Annotated in this window: 12 protein-coding genes; 7 read left to right on the plus strand and 5 right to left on the minus strand. The window is 58.9% G+C overall.

Annotated features, from left to right (window positions below):
• Positions 1-66: 66 nt before the first annotated feature.
• From Pan181_RS05420 to Pan181_RS05430, 3 genes are all read right to left on the minus strand, one after another.
• Positions 67-1,293, minus strand: a complete 1,227-nt coding sequence (locus Pan181_RS05420; protein WP_145245866.1) for a hypothetical protein — start codon at positions 1,291-1,293, stop codon at positions 67-69.
• 371 nt (positions 1,294-1,664) lie between these two features.
• The gene (locus Pan181_RS05425; protein WP_145245867.1) at positions 1,665-2,009 is read right to left on the minus strand and encodes a hypothetical protein; all 345 of its coding nucleotides are present in this window, start codon (positions 2,007-2,009) and stop codon (positions 1,665-1,667) included.
• A gap of 105 nt (positions 2,010-2,114) precedes the next feature.
• Entirely contained in the window at positions 2,115-2,561 is a 447-nt protein-coding gene (locus Pan181_RS05430) for a hypothetical protein (RefSeq protein ID WP_145245868.1), read from the minus strand.
• Between the two features lie 245 nt (positions 2,562-2,806).
• Here Pan181_RS05430 and deoC point away from each other — a divergent pair, with 245 nt between their 5' ends.
• From deoC to Pan181_RS05455, 5 genes are all read left to right on the plus strand, one after another.
• Positions 2,807-3,511: a deoxyribose-phosphate aldolase gene (gene deoC, locus Pan181_RS05435; RefSeq protein ID WP_197528933.1), complete on the plus strand. Its 705-nt coding sequence runs from the start codon at positions 2,807-2,809 to the stop codon at positions 3,509-3,511.
• Between the two features lie 330 nt (positions 3,512-3,841).
• Positions 3,842-4,669, plus strand: coding sequence for a purine-nucleoside phosphorylase (locus Pan181_RS05440; RefSeq protein WP_145245869.1), 828 nt, complete (start codon positions 3,842-3,844; stop codon positions 4,667-4,669).
• A 209-nt stretch (positions 4,670-4,878) separates the two neighbouring features.
• Positions 4,879-5,730 (plus strand): purine-nucleoside phosphorylase, encoded by an 852-nt coding sequence (locus tag Pan181_RS05445; protein WP_231943752.1) that lies wholly within the window; start codon positions 4,879-4,881, stop codon positions 5,728-5,730.
• A 405-nt stretch (positions 5,731-6,135) separates the two neighbouring features.
• Positions 6,136-7,014, plus strand: a complete 879-nt coding sequence (locus tag Pan181_RS05450; RefSeq protein WP_197528934.1) for a restriction endonuclease — start codon at positions 6,136-6,138, stop codon at positions 7,012-7,014.
• Positions 7,015-7,752: 738 nt separating this feature from the next.
• Positions 7,753-9,036, plus strand: a complete 1,284-nt coding sequence (locus Pan181_RS05455; protein WP_145245872.1) for a thymidine phosphorylase — start codon at positions 7,753-7,755, stop codon at positions 9,034-9,036.
• A gap of 3 nt (positions 9,037-9,039) precedes the next feature.
• On the opposite strand, the gene Pan181_RS05460 is transcribed toward Pan181_RS05455, so the two are convergent.
• Both Pan181_RS05460 and rnc read right to left on the minus strand, forming a co-directional pair.
• Positions 9,040-10,278 carry a BaiN/RdsA family NAD(P)/FAD-dependent oxidoreductase gene (locus Pan181_RS05460; protein ID WP_145245873.1) on the minus strand — a complete coding sequence of 413 codons (1,239 nt, stop codon included), beginning with the start codon at positions 10,276-10,278 and terminating at the stop codon, positions 9,040-9,042.
• Positions 10,265-11,065: a ribonuclease III gene (gene rnc / locus Pan181_RS05465; RefSeq protein ID WP_145245874.1), complete on the minus strand. Its 801-nt coding sequence runs from the start codon at positions 11,063-11,065 to the stop codon at positions 10,265-10,267. The genes Pan181_RS05460 and rnc overlap by 14 nt, the downstream gene beginning before the upstream one ends.
• Before the next feature lie 326 nt (positions 11,066-11,391).
• On the opposite strand from rnc, the gene Pan181_RS05470 reads away from it, so the two are divergent.
• Together Pan181_RS05470 and waaF are read left to right on the plus strand one after the other, a co-directional pair.
• A complete protein-coding gene (locus Pan181_RS05470) occupies positions 11,392-12,024 on the plus strand; it encodes an HAD family hydrolase (RefSeq protein ID WP_145245875.1) in 633 nt (210 codons plus the stop codon).
• Between the two features lie 82 nt (positions 12,025-12,106).
• Positions 12,107-13,138: a lipopolysaccharide heptosyltransferase II gene (gene waaF, locus Pan181_RS05475; RefSeq protein ID WP_145245876.1), complete on the plus strand. Its 1,032-nt coding sequence runs from the start codon at positions 12,107-12,109 to the stop codon at positions 13,136-13,138.
• Positions 13,139-13,264: the final 126 nt, after the last annotated feature.

Here is a 13,264-nt window from a genome sequence, read left to right on the forward strand (position 1 = left end):
GTTGCTAGGCTGCGAGTGGTAACAGATACTCTTTGTCGGCGAGGCCGAGTCTTCGTGGTGATCGCCCTAGCGTAGCCGGTGGCCGGCTACCAGGGTGACGGCCATGGCCAACGCGCCGAGGCACCAGGTCGAGGGCTCGGGCACCTCTTGGGAGCCGATGGCTTCGAGGGCGTTGATGTCGATCACGCCGTACCCGCCACCGGTGTCGTTTTCGCTGATCACCAGCGAATCGAGTGTCCAGTCGTGACTCCATTCGTGGCCGCCGTGGGGCAGGTACGACACGTTAATCGAGCTGGGACTGGCTTCGAGCAGAAACAGTTCCGAGCCTGTTGCGTAGAACCCATCGGCATCGGCCGGGTCGAGGATCTGTTGAATGCTGAAGACGAAAACATCCGACTTGCCAGCCTCGGCGTCGAAGAGATCGTTGCCGTTCGCATCGCGGGTCATCATGGCGTCGACATTAATGGCATCGATGCCGCCGACGTTCTGGCTGGGCAGGATGGCCGAGGTCGGAATCGGACCCAGCAGTTGCTGTACCGCAGCGGCAATCGTAGCCTGGTACAGGTAGGGGGTTCCCGATTCGTTCCACACGCTTACCGCGTCGGTGCCGATGTCGCCGCTCTGGTAGTCGGCCGATAGCGAGTAGACCACCGCGCCGGTGTAGTCCTTGTTGTCGTCGCCGCCGGTTTCGACACCATCGATGTCGTTAGGCAATGGCATGCCGTTGATCTGTTCCTGCGAAGCCCAGAGTTCGAAGGTAGCCGGAGCCGAGTAAAAGCCCGCCCGCTCAATCCACAGTTCTCCAGCACCACCAACGTTGCCGATCGATACGGCGATGGGGCCTGCCGATGGCAACTGCCATGGTGAGTAGCCGCCGGTCGCTCCGTCGTACACGTTGATGTCGCGATCGACCGAAAACACCATATGGGCATAGTCGTAGGTCATGCTGGTCAACAGGACGTCGCCGGTATTCGCTAGGGCGTCGACCTGGTCGTCCGACGTGTAGGTCGGGCGCGAGCCGCTGTAGTCGCGGCCGTCTTCGGTTCCGCCGGAGCCGTCCCACTTGATCACTTGCTCGGGATCGATAATGCCACCGACACCAAACGCCGAATAATCGCTGTCGTGCGAATACTCTTTGCCTGCCACTTGGCTAGGCAGCAACACGCTGGGTCCAGCGATCTGGCCGTCGTAAGGGGGCACCACTGGCACGAACGGAATGGTTGCCAAGGCAACACCCTGCAGGGTGCAATGGGCTAGCACCAAGCCCAGCGAAAACACGCATTTACGTAGCATCAAAAGTGTCTCCCTGAAGAAATAGAAAATCGCATAGGTCGAGTGTCGTCCCCAAAGGACGAGGGGGTCGCATCCCCCTGCGTGCTGAACGTCTTCAAACGCAGCACACCCCCAATAGTCGGCAGCCCAAGATCGTCTGGACCGACCAGATGTTCATCGCAACGCCATGCGAGCCTCGAGGATTCTACTCGGTAGCACAGTTTGTAGCTAGCCTTTTGGGTATTTTTAGCTAGATGTCCCGGACCCCCCTATAGCGGCCATAGCGGGGGGGAGGGCTCTCTATTGCGATACGCAGGATTTACCGAGAAAACGTGCCAAAACAGATCGTTCCTTTTGGCAGCAGAGGGCTGCTGGCAATGACACCCGGAGATTTAGGGGGCGAGATGCTGCAATTGGTTGCAGATGGTTTTTGGGGGAAGCGACCTCTCATTCCGAGAGTCGTGCAACGTCGGATCCGTCCTTGTCATCGTGTGCCGAGAGTCGCTCGATGGCCAGCGACTTGAGTTTGCCAGCAGCTCACGATGCGTCCAGGGATCCTCAAGGCCGACCGCGTCGTCGTCCATGACTTCTTCGACTACATGGTCTGGTTCTGCTTCGAGTGCAGTAAGCATGGCGAGCATCGCGCCCGCGTCGACTTCGGTGACCACAGCCTCGATGGCTTCGTCGATCGACTCGAACTCCAGGTCGAAGTCTTGATTTAGATTCAGGACTGACATTCGTGGCGACGCACTACCGCCGCTGTGCGGTTGATGGTCTGTTGGCCAAACCTCAAGAGAAACCCTCTGCCGTCTCTGCGTGAGGATTCACCAGCCGAATTCATGCTACTCGCCAGATGCAGCGTCCACATTGTTGGTTTCAGAACTCTTGGAATTGTCCAGCAGATTGGGTAGGCGAGATGTTACTTCGGGCGGGATCTGCTGAATTAACCAGTCGCCGCAAACTTTGATTGAATAGGTGCCCCTTTGTTTCTCGCTGTTGGACAATAGGACGAGATCATCGACGCCATCATATATCCATACCCTATTTCGAGTTTCGACGAAGGCAAACCACGGGGAACCTTTGGGGATACTTGCCTTTGATGTGCCCCTACTCTTCCCGCCTGTTTTGAAGCGATAGTTGATGTAGCCATCCTCTTCGTAAAGCTCCAGTACTCGAGAATCATCGAGGAACTGGTACTCTCCCAGTTGGGTGATGAAGTATTGAGGATAGTCGTAGTAGCGATAGTAATGGACGGCAACAGGAATGCAGGCCGAGACGACAAGCATCATGATCAATAAGAACCGAAGGCTGAACTTAAACTTCACCGGTAGCCCCACTTAGTCGTTGTCGAAAGCACAAGCGGCTGGGTACAGCATAGGGGGCTGGAGGAGCGGGGAGCAAGTCGTCTCAGGGCTGATGCACCAGACGCTGTCTCCGCCCGCTCCGCGACCGCACATTCTCTACCACTACAGCCTCCGCGGCACTCGCGGTATAATCCGGGTTTGTCCTGTTTCTCGAGCCCTGCGAGGTTGCCGTGAATTCTATTCTCGCCATGATTGATCATGCCGTGTTGCAGCCGCAGCAGACCGACGACGACGTCCGCGAAGCGTGTGCGTTGTGCGACCGGGTCGGCGTGGCCAGCATTTGCGTGAAGCCGTCGCAGGTGCCAGTCGCACGCTTGGCGCTGATGAATTCCAAGGTGCTGGTGAGCACCGTGATTGGTTTCCCGCATGGTGGAACCAGCACCCTCACCAAGGCGACCGAAACCATGGAAGCCTGCAAGCTCGGCGCCCGCGAGGTCGACATGGTGGTGAACCTCGGCAAGGTGTTCAGCGGCGGGTGGGACTACGTGGCCGAAGACATTCGCGAGGTCGTGAAAGCGGCCAACGACAATGGGGCGATCACCAAGGTCATCTTCGAAACCGGGCTGCTTGCCAGCGACGAGCAGAAGATTCGCTTGTGCGAGATCAGCGAAGCGGCCGGCGCGGCCTTCGTGAAGACCTCCACTGGCTTTGGCTACGTGAAGAACGAAGCGGGCCAGTTGGTGAGCACCGGCGCGACCGATCACGACATCGTGCTGATGCGCAAACACACGTCCGACGCGGTGCAGGTAAAAGCATCGGGCGGGGTGCGTTCGTTTGCCGACGCTCAGCGGTTCGTGGAGCTCGGCGCTACGAGGCTCGGCACCAGCAGCACGTTGGCCCTCGCCGAAGGGGCTCCCCCGAGTTCCGATTACTAAACGACCGACAGACGAGGAACGACTTGGAAAGAACTGCCATTATTTAATACCCCCTCTCCTAGCCTCTCCCCGCAAGGGGGAGAGGGATGAGTAGAGAAAGTTCTTTCCAAGTCGCTCCTCGAAGCGGTGCTGTCGCCACAAGGGCGGCTACAGCGGCAAATCGGATACGGGCCCTCGTGCCCACATAATACAGAGCGACTCAAAAAGAACTTTCCCATTGTTTATAGACCCCTCTCCTAACCTCTCCCCGCAAGGGGGAGAGGGATGAGTGGAGAAAGTTCTTCTTGAGTCGCTCCACACACCTTCTAACCAACCCATTGAGAACGACGCATGCTTGACTTGTACGACAAAATCGAAGAAGCCGTGGCCACCATTCGTAGCCAATGGCAAGAGACTCCCAAGGCGGGCATCATTCTTGGTACCGGGCTGGGGACTTTGGCCGACAAGATCGAGGTCGAGGCTTCCATCGAGTATGGCGACATCCCTCACTTCCCGGTTTCCACCGCGACGAGCCATCGCGGCCGCTTGGTGTGTGGCAAGCTCAACGGGCTGCCGGTCGTCGCGATGGAAGGTCGGTTCCATCAGTACGAAGGTTATCCGCTCAAGCAAATCACGTTGCCGGTTCGCGTGTTCAAGGCTTTGGGTGCCGATACGCTTTGCGTGTCGCAGGCCGTCGGCGGCATGAACCCGTACTACAAGCCGGCCGACGTGGTGGTGCTCGACGACCACATCAACCTGATGGGCGATAACCCGCTGGTCGGCGTGAACGACGACCGCCTTGGTCCCCGCTTCCCCGACATGAGTGCGCCGTACGATGCGGAACTTATGGACGTGGCCATGGAAGTCGCCCGCCGCGAGAACTTCGTTGCCCACAAGGGAGTGTCGGTCGCGGTGACTGGTCCCTGCCTGGAAACCCGTGCGGAGTATCGGTTCCTGCGGATGATCGGCGCCGACGTGGTCGGCATGAGCACCGTGCCTGAAGTGATCGTGGCCGTGCATTGCGGGCTCCGCGTGTTCGGTGTCGCCGTGGTGACCGATATGTGCCTGCCCGACGCGTTGGAACCAGCCGACGTCGAAGAGATCATCGCCACCGCTGGCAAGGCCGAACCCAAACTGCGGGCGCTGTTCGAAGGGGTGCTGGCTCACCTGTCGAAGTAACCGCGCGCTGAATGATTTAATCTTTGGATGTGATTGTCCTTTGGGATTGTTTGTCTGTAGGGACGTGATTGTCCGTAAGGATTGTTTGTCCAAAGAATCAGGGAACCTCCTCGTTCCATCCCTCTCCCCCTTGCGGGGAGAGGTTAGGAGAGGGGGGTAAGAAACATGCCTGATGCGGCGGGCGGGGGAGTTCTTCACGAGCCGAAACGTTGCCTGGGAAAGAAAATATGACCATCACCGCTGCTCAAGTTACCGAAGTCGCCCAGGCTGTTCAGCAGCGGTGGTCGGCGGTACCGAAGGTGGGCGTTATTTTGGGGTCGGGGCTCGGCGGATTGGCGGATCGTATCGCCGAGCCCACGGTGATTGAGTACACCGAGTTGCCGCACTTGCCAAAGTCCACGGCGATCGGACACGCGGGCCGCCTGGTGTGCGGCACTCTGGCTGGCTTGCCGGTGATTGCCATGCAGGGGCGGTTCCATATGTACGAAGGACACCCTCCCGAATTGGTGGCGCTACCGGTGCGGGTGATGCAAACGCTCGGGGCCGAGTTGCTGGTGGTGTCGAACGCGGCCGGCGGACTCGATCCCAGCTACCAGGTGGGCGACGTGATGGTGATCGACGACCACCTGAATCTGATGTTCCGCAACCCGCTGGTCGGCGCGAACGATCCCCAGTTAGGCCCCCGCTGGCCCGACATGTGCCAGCCTTACGACCAACAGCTGGCCGACCGGGCGCAGCAGGTCGCACGCGAGCAAGGTTTCCTCTGCCATCGCGGAGTGTACGTCGGCATGCTCGGCCCGACCTACGAAACCCGCGGCGAGTACCGCATGGTCCGCCGCCTCGGGGGCGACGTGGTCGGCATGAGCACCGTGCCCGAAGTAATCGTCGCCGTGCAACTCGGCATGCGAGTGCTGGGGCTCTCGACAGTCACCAACGCCTGCAGCCCCGACCAACTCGGCGAAACTACCGGCGAGCAAGTCGTCGCCGCGGCCGCGTCGGCGAGTGATAAGCTAATGGCCATCGTCGAAGGAGTGCTGAGCAGCGTGGTAAGTGAAGGGTAGCGTAAACGCTTTACCATTTCATGCTGAAGGAGCTTCTAGCGACCTAGCCCATCCCCAGCCCCGCAGGGGCGAAACAACTTAGCCCAGGGCAAACGCCGACGAGTTCCACGAGTCAAAGTGCCGCCCTGGGTTCGAGTTTGCCAGTCGATAGCGGTCGAGTAAGAACCTTAGCCACTCGCCGCCGCACGGCCGAGACCGCAACGAGTCATTTCTATCTTATCCACGCATAGTTGCAATAGTTGCCTGATTCGGTGAATAATACCAGAGTGGTATTAACTACACTGTCTGTTCCTTGCCAGTATATGTCGAGTGAACTTTGCATCGTCTTTTCACTGACAGCTATTTAGCAGAAAAGAGTCCCCGTTCACTGGGGCTAGAATGTCAATTCCCAGATACGATCAGTTTATGTTGCCGATGCTGCATGGACTTGCAGATGGAGAAGTTCATCAGTTGCGGGATTTCTACGATCGCTTGGCAGATCAGTTCAACTTAACTGATGAAGAACGCTCTGAGGTTCTTCCAAGTGGCCAGCAGCGTGTTGTCGTCAATCGAATTGCTTGGGCACGCACCTACCTGAAGAAAGCTGGGTTATTGGAGTCAGTTAAGCGGGGGCATATTAGAATTACTGATGCAGGAAGTCGCTTGTTGGCTACAAACCCCGAATCCATTGATCAGAAGCTACTGGAACAATACGAATCATTCCGTGAATTTGCTCATGCTAAGCCAAATGATTCGATTAGTCAGGAGGATGGGGAGTTGGGCACTCCTGAGGAGATCATCGAAGCAGCCTACAAGAAGCACCGCCATGAAATTCAGGGCGAGTTATTGGATACGCTTAAGAATACGGACCCATTCTTCTTTGAAAAGGTCGTTATCACATTGCTGCGAGAGATGGGGTATGGTGGTGCAACTGGCAGAGGTCTGACAACCCCGAGGTCGTCTGATGGTGGCATCGATGGCATTATCTATGAGGACAAGTTAGGACTCGACAAGGTTGTCGTTCAAGCCAAACGCTGGGAAGGAACGGTAGGCCGACAGGTCATTCAGGCGTTCGTTGGCAGTATGGACTATCACCGCTCTCGCAAAGGGGTGGTACTCACTACGGGGTGCTATAGCAAAGAAGCCATCGAGTATATTGATCGTATTGAAGGGAAAACGGTTGTGTTGGTTGATGGAAATCAGCTTACTGCCTTAATGATCGATCATGGAGTAGGTGTAACACGGTCCAAGCGATACGAGTTGTCCGATATTTCTCAAGATTTCTTTAATGAAGATGATGGCTAACTTTGGCAGTCGCTATTGTCCGATTTTCGCACTACTTCTTATTCTTGTGCTCAACCAGGTGGCCAAAAATAACGCTTGCAATCCGCCATCCACATGCTCTAATAGGTGGTGTTCAATAGTTCATTTAATGGGGTTGCGTATGAAAGCAGTTTGAAAACCGATTGCAGCATGCCGGCTGCGACTTTTTGTGGTCGTAGCGGGAGGTTCGTTGCTGCGCGGATGAGAAGTACGCACCGAAGGCCATGCGGCGAGTCGCTGAGAGGGAGTCGCCGGCCGGGGGTGCTGGCAGTCCGTTTTAATTTTCCCACCGGTGGGAATCTATTTTTGAGAAAGGCCTGGGGCTCTTGATTATAAACTGTTGTTACGAAACGATTTACAGCATGGCTGTGGAGCGAAAATAGATTCCCACTCGATGCGTTTTTTCCCAATGGGAAACTATCGGATCGTGTAAGTTGTTGTTTCGTAGTAGCTTATGGCCATCCGTTTTTTCCCAGGTGGGAATATTGGGAAAGTACGGACGAGGGAAGGACTTCCGCTGTTTTTCTCTAATACCCCCTCTCCTAACCTCTCCCCGCAAGGGGGAGAGGGATAAATGGAGACTCGCTTTACCCATCCTACCACTCACTTACTCACCAAACCCGCTAACCATCGCCTTCGGCTTCGGGCTAAACAAACATCTTCTTTTCCCCAGCCCCCAGCCCCCAGCCCCTCAACCCTCAACCCTGACCCCTCACAACGATGAATCCTACTTTTCTGATTGCCAAGAAGCGTGACGGCGGTGAGCTTACCGATGGCGAGATTGCCGACCTGGTGCGGGGGTACGTGGCCGGCGAGGTGGCCGACTATCAGATGTCGGCATTCACCATGGCAGTTTGTTGTCGCGGGATGTCGATCGCCGAGACCGCGTCGATTACCGAGCACATGTTGCACTCCGGCGTGACGCTCGAGTGGCCGGGTTCCGACAAGCCAGAGGTCGATAAGCACTCGACCGGCGGCATCGGCGACAAGGTGTCGTTACCGCTCGCGGCGATGCTCGCTTGCTGCGGGTTGCGGGTGCCGATGATCTCGGGGCGAGGCCTCGGGGCGACCGGCGGAACGCTCGACAAGCTCGAATCGATTCCGGGGTTCCAAACCAATTTGCCGCTCGACGAGATGCGACGCGTGGTCGATCAGGTCGGCTGCGTCATCAACGGGGCGACCAAGGAGTTGGTGCCTGCCGATCGCATGCTGTACGCGCTGCGAGACGTGACCGCGACCATCGAGTCGATTCCGCTGATCACGGCTAGCATCATGAGCAAGAAACTGGCCGAAGGACTCGACGCGTTGGTGCTTGACGTGAAGCATGGCAGCGGGGCGTTCATGAAAACACTCGACGACGCTCAGAAGCTCGCCCGCTCGATGGTCGACACCGGCAAGCGGATGGGAGTGCCGACGGTCGCGGTGATCACCGACATGAACCAGCCGCTTGGCCGACTCGCGGGCAACGCGGTAGAAGTCGACGAGTCGCTGGCGTTGCTCGAAGGTCGCGGGCCTGACGATTTAGTGGAAGTCACGCTGGCCCTGGGGGCCGAGCTGCTGGTGATGACCGGGCAGGCGAACGATCTGGCGTCCGCCACCACGGCGTTGCAAGCGACCATCGACGATGGGTTGGCCATGGAGAAGTTTGCCGAGATGGTGCGGGCGCAAGGGGGCGACCTCGACGCGGTTCGCCCAGTGGCTCCCGCGCAACCGTTGCTGGCGGGCACCGCAGGCTACGTGACGCGAATCGATACGCAGGAAATCGGCCGGGCGATTATCGAACTCGGCGGCGGTCGACGTCGCAAAGAGGATGTGCTCGACCTGTCGGTCGGCGTTGAAATGCTCGTGCGTTTGGGCGATCAGGTACAAGTGGATCAACCGCTGGCCAACGTGCTGGCCGCGCCCGATGCGGCCGACCTGGCGAAGCAGATGCTGCGCTCGGCGATAGAAGTCTCGGAGTCGCCGACGAGTGTTCCCCCGCTAATCGTGGAGCGGGTGGAGTGAGCGCTAAACCCGCTCGCCGGCGAGCCAGCCGGTGCTGAACGCGGCCTGGAAGTTGTACCCCCCGATAGGGCCATCGATGTCGAGCACTTCGCCGATCAGGTAGAGTCCCTCGCAACATTTGCTTTGCATGTCTCTCGAGTCAACCTCGTCGAGGGCGACGCCGCCAGCGGTGACTTCGGCTTTCACAAAACCGAGCGTGCCATGCGTAGCCAACGACAGGTGCTTGATCGATCGCACGATGGCTGCCCGCTCCTTCTTGCCAAACTCGGCCGCCTGGCGATCGAGCGGTACTTGAGCGACTTGCAGCAGTGCGTCGGCCAGTCGCGTGGGGAGTCGTTCGGCCAGGTAGCCGCGGACCACTCGCTTGCCGGAGAGTTGCTTGAGTTCTTGCACGAGTTGCTCTTCGGTCACGTCGGGCAGCAAGTCGAGTTCTACCCGCGGAAGGTGGTTTTTCGGTGTCGCAGTGATCGCCCGGCTGACGTTCATCGCGGCTGGGCCGGAGAGGCCGAAGTGGGTGAACAGCAGCGAGCCACGATCGCGAGCGAGCGGTTTGGGCTGGTTCGTCTCAAAAGCCGAGACCGTGACATCCGGCATCGTCAGGCCCGAGAGTTCGTGCAACCAGTCTTCGCTGGTTTTGAGCGGTACCAGGGCAGGGCGGGGGGGCACGATCGAGTGCCCCAGGTGCTTGGCCCACACGTAACCATCGCCGGTAGTACCGCAGCCGGGGTACGACTGACCACCGGTAGCGAGTATGACTTGAGGAGTTTGCAGCGTGCGTTTCGAGGTCGCCACGGTAAAGTGTTGGTCGGTTCGCTCGATGGTCGACACCGCTTCGCCAAGAGCGAGCTGGGCTCCGCTTTCCTTGAGCAGTTTGAGCAAGGTGAGTTGCACGTCGAGAGCCCGGTCGCTGGTGGGAAACACTTTGCCGGTTTCCGCGACTTTGGTCGACAAGCCGGCTGCGTGGAAGTACTCCACCAGTTCCTCGGGACCCAGTGCGGCCAGCGGGCTGCGGAGGAAGCGGGCTTGCTCGCGCGGAAACGCATCGGCCAGCGTTCTACGATCGGTGGCGTGCGTGAGATTGCAGCGGGTGCCGCCCGACATCAGAATCTTGGCGCCCGGCTTGTTGTTCTTTTCGAGCAGCACGACTCGTCGTCCGCGGTTGGCAGCCCGCGCGGCTGCCATGAGTCCGGCAGCGCCGGCTCCGACGATGACGACGTCGGCCGAGTCGTTACGGGGTGTCATCGGCGCCTGCAGTCATGTCGTTCGGAACAGGTTCGCCGTCTTGGTACTCGTCTTCCAGGAACTCGTCGCCGTAGGGGGCGTCTTCGCCGCGGAGCCCGTAGATGGCGTTGGCCGCGGCTCGCTGTTCCGATTCCTTTTTGCTCTTTCCCCATGCGGGGGAGAATCGCTGGTCGCCGATCTCGGCAGCGACCTGGAAGCACTTGCTGTGGTCGGGGCCTTTTTCGTCGACCAGGCGGTAGTTCGGCGTAACGCCATGCTCGCGCTGGGCGAGTTGTTGCAGCTGCGACTTGTAGTTGCGTCCCATCTCGCCCGACTCGGCGAGTTCGATCTCGGGCACCATACAGCGTTCGATAAACTCCTTCGCTGCTTCGCCGCCGCCGTCGAGAAAGATGGCAGCTACCAAGGCTTCGAACACCGCAGCCAGCACGCTGGAAGGCACCTCGGGGTGGGTAGTCATGCCTTTGCCGAGGATCAAGAACTGGTCGAGCGCCATGGCGGTGCTGACCTTCGCACACGTTTTGCGACTGACCACGATCGACTTGAGTCGGGTGAGCTCGCCTTCGAGGTGCTCGGGAAAGTCTAAAAACAAGCGTTGGCAAACAACCGAGCCGAGAATCGCGTCGCCAAGGAACTCCATCCGCTCGTTCGAAGCCAAGCGGTTTTCGGCCCCCGAAGCATGCGTGAGGGCCGACTCCAGCAAGGAGAGATTCTTGAAATAATACCCGATGCGCGCTTGGCACGCTTCGAAGTCAACCTGCACCTCGTGCGAGGCGTTAAGCTCAGACATTCAGTTTGTTCACCCGCCGGAGCGGCGGTCGCGTAGCTGTCGCCCCGTCCCCGAGCATGGGGAAAGGAACTCAGCCACGTGACTGTCACTCCGAACAAAGAGTAATTGAGGAGCACATCTTTGATAGATAGCAGAATAAACCGGGCGGGGGGCCGGGTCAACTCTCTAGGCGTATCCGAGATTTCTAGCTCCGAAAGGCGTATTCGTAGTACCGCAAACCGGGCGGCGATGCCGCCTGCGGAGTTGCCGAGGAGCGGGTAGACTGGATCCTCGGTTTCGAAACCAGCCAACCTCGGCATTTTGGCCGCTAAAACGATAAGGACTTTATGACTACTTCGTTTCTCTACTTCGATCTGGGTAACGTACTGCTGAAGTTCAACAACGAGCGGGCGATTCGCCAGGTCGCCGACCTTACGGGGGCCGACCACGACCAGCTTGCCGCGCTGATGGCCGGCGAACGCGAGCAGGATGGTCTGCAATGGCGGTTCGAGGCCGGCGAGTTTTCGGACGACGAGTTTTTCGAAATCGTATGTCGCGAGTTCAGCATTGCGCCCGATCGGGCAGCGTTCGAGGTCGCCGCTTCCGACATGTTCGAACCGATTGCCGAGAGCTTTGCTTTAATTCCCCAGTTGAAAGCGGCTGGGCATCGGTTGGGCATCCTGTCGAATACCAACGCTATCCACTGGCGGTTTCTTTTGGATGGTCGATTTGCCGTGCTCAACGATCAGTTCGCTGAGTACGTGACCAGCTTCGACGCCCAGAGCATGAAACCCGATCGACGCATCTACGACGTGGCCATCGAGCAGGCGGGGGTGCCTGCTAGCGAAGTGTTCTTCGTGGACGACAAGCTCGTGAATGTCGAAGGAGCGCTGGCGGCTGGCCTCGACGCGGTGCAGTACATCGGGCACGAGCAGCTATTGTTCGACTTGGCCGCGCGGGGAATCGAAGTGCCATGCTAGCACTCCTTGTCTGCTGTTGCTTTGAGTGGGGTGGCCAGCTACGATCCGCCACTCCCTGAAATCTTAGGTATCGAGGTGCCTCATGCGGATCGCATTATTTCTGCCCAACTGGATTGGTGATGTGGTAATGGCCACGCCGGCTATTCGTGCCTTGCGCAAGATGCTAGGTGACGAAGGGGAGCTGATCGGCGTTATGCGTCCATACGTGGCCGAGGTGCTAGCTGGCACCCCGTGGCTCGATGAGCAGATCCTGTACAAGCCCGATGTCAAGCAAGGCGAGTATGCCGGTCGGACGGCCATTGCTCGCCTGCGTGCCGCCCGGCCCGACGTGGCCGTGCTGCTTACCAACTCGCTGCGCACCGGGTGGATGGCCTGGCGAAGCGGCGCCGGCACTCGCATCGGTACCGCTCGCAACCTGCGACGACTACTAATTAACAAACGCGTGGCTGAGGATCACAGCCCGACCATCGATTCCTACCTGCGCGTTGCCTACGCTGCGGGAAGTGGTATCGAGATGCCGCAGCTTGAGTTGGCGACCACCGTCGAAGACGAAGCCGCCGCCGACTCGGTATGGCGAGTGCTCGATTTGCCGGTGAACAATCGCGTGGTCGTGATGAACTCGGGTGGCGCTTACGGGGCTGCCAAGCATTGGCCCGCTGAGCACTTTGCCGCGGTGGCTCAGCGACTAGCCCACGAACAGAATCTGCATGTGCTGGTCAATTGCGGGCCGCAGGAACGCGACATCGCCCGCACCATCGTCAAACTGGCGGGCGATCGTCGGGTGGTGAGCCTGGCCGATTTCGATGTGCCACTCGGCCTGACCAAGGCTTGCATCCGCCGGGCGCGGTTGTTGTTGACGACCGATAGCGGTCCGCGGTTCTTCGGCCTGGCGTTTGGTCGGCCGGTGATTTCACTGTTCGGCCCCACGTCGCCGGAGCATACCGAGACGCACGATCCCAACGAAACCGCGCTGACGCTGAATCTCGATTGCCAGCCCTGCATGGCTCGCACTTGCCCGCTGGGGCATCACGCCTGCATGCGGGATTTGTCGGTCGACCACGTCTACGCGACCATCGACGAAGCCCTGCGACGCACGCAAACCTCGGCAGCCTGATCGAGCCATCGGTCGTCGACTGGACTCAACGTGGCTTGATTTCAGCCAGCGTTTCGATTCCGGCGTGACTGTCGATCTTGGCGGATTTCGGCTATTCTGAGGCGCACGTCGCCCGAACTCCGAACA

Source organism: Aeoliella mucimassa (assembly GCF_007748035.1).
Classification (GTDB): domain Bacteria; phylum Planctomycetota; class Planctomycetia; order Pirellulales; family Lacipirellulaceae; genus Aeoliella; species Aeoliella mucimassa.

Coding starts and splice junctions, on each gene's coding strand:
- Pan181_RS05430 (WP_145245868.1), bottom strand. CDS start 2,561: ATGATGCTTGTCGTCTCGGCCTGCATTCCTGTTGCCGTCCATTACTAT.
- Pan181_RS05450 (WP_197528934.1), top strand. CDS start 6,136: ATGTTGCCGATGCTGCATGGACTTGCAGATGGAGAAGTTCATCAGTTG.
- Pan181_RS05460 (WP_145245873.1), bottom strand. CDS start 10,278: ATGACACCCCGTAACGACTCGGCCGACGTCGTCATCGTCGGAGCCGGC.
- Pan181_RS05470 (WP_145245875.1), top strand. CDS start 11,392: ATGACTACTTCGTTTCTCTACTTCGATCTGGGTAACGTACTGCTGAAG.
- Pan181_RS05455 (WP_145245872.1), top strand. CDS start 7,753: ATGAATCCTACTTTTCTGATTGCCAAGAAGCGTGACGGCGGTGAGCTT.
- waaF (WP_145245876.1), top strand. CDS start 12,107: ATGCGGATCGCATTATTTCTGCCCAACTGGATTGGTGATGTGGTAATG.
- rnc (WP_145245874.1), bottom strand. CDS start 11,065: ATGTCTGAGCTTAACGCCTCGCACGAGGTGCAGGTTGACTTCGAAGCG.
- Pan181_RS05420 (WP_145245866.1), bottom strand. CDS start 1,293: ATGCTACGTAAATGCGTGTTTTCGCTGGGCTTGGTGCTAGCCCATTGC.
- Pan181_RS05440 (WP_145245869.1), top strand. CDS start 3,842: ATGCTTGACTTGTACGACAAAATCGAAGAAGCCGTGGCCACCATTCGT.
- Pan181_RS05425 (WP_145245867.1), bottom strand. CDS start 2,009: ATGTCAGTCCTGAATCTAAATCAAGACTTCGACCTGGAGTTCGAGTCG.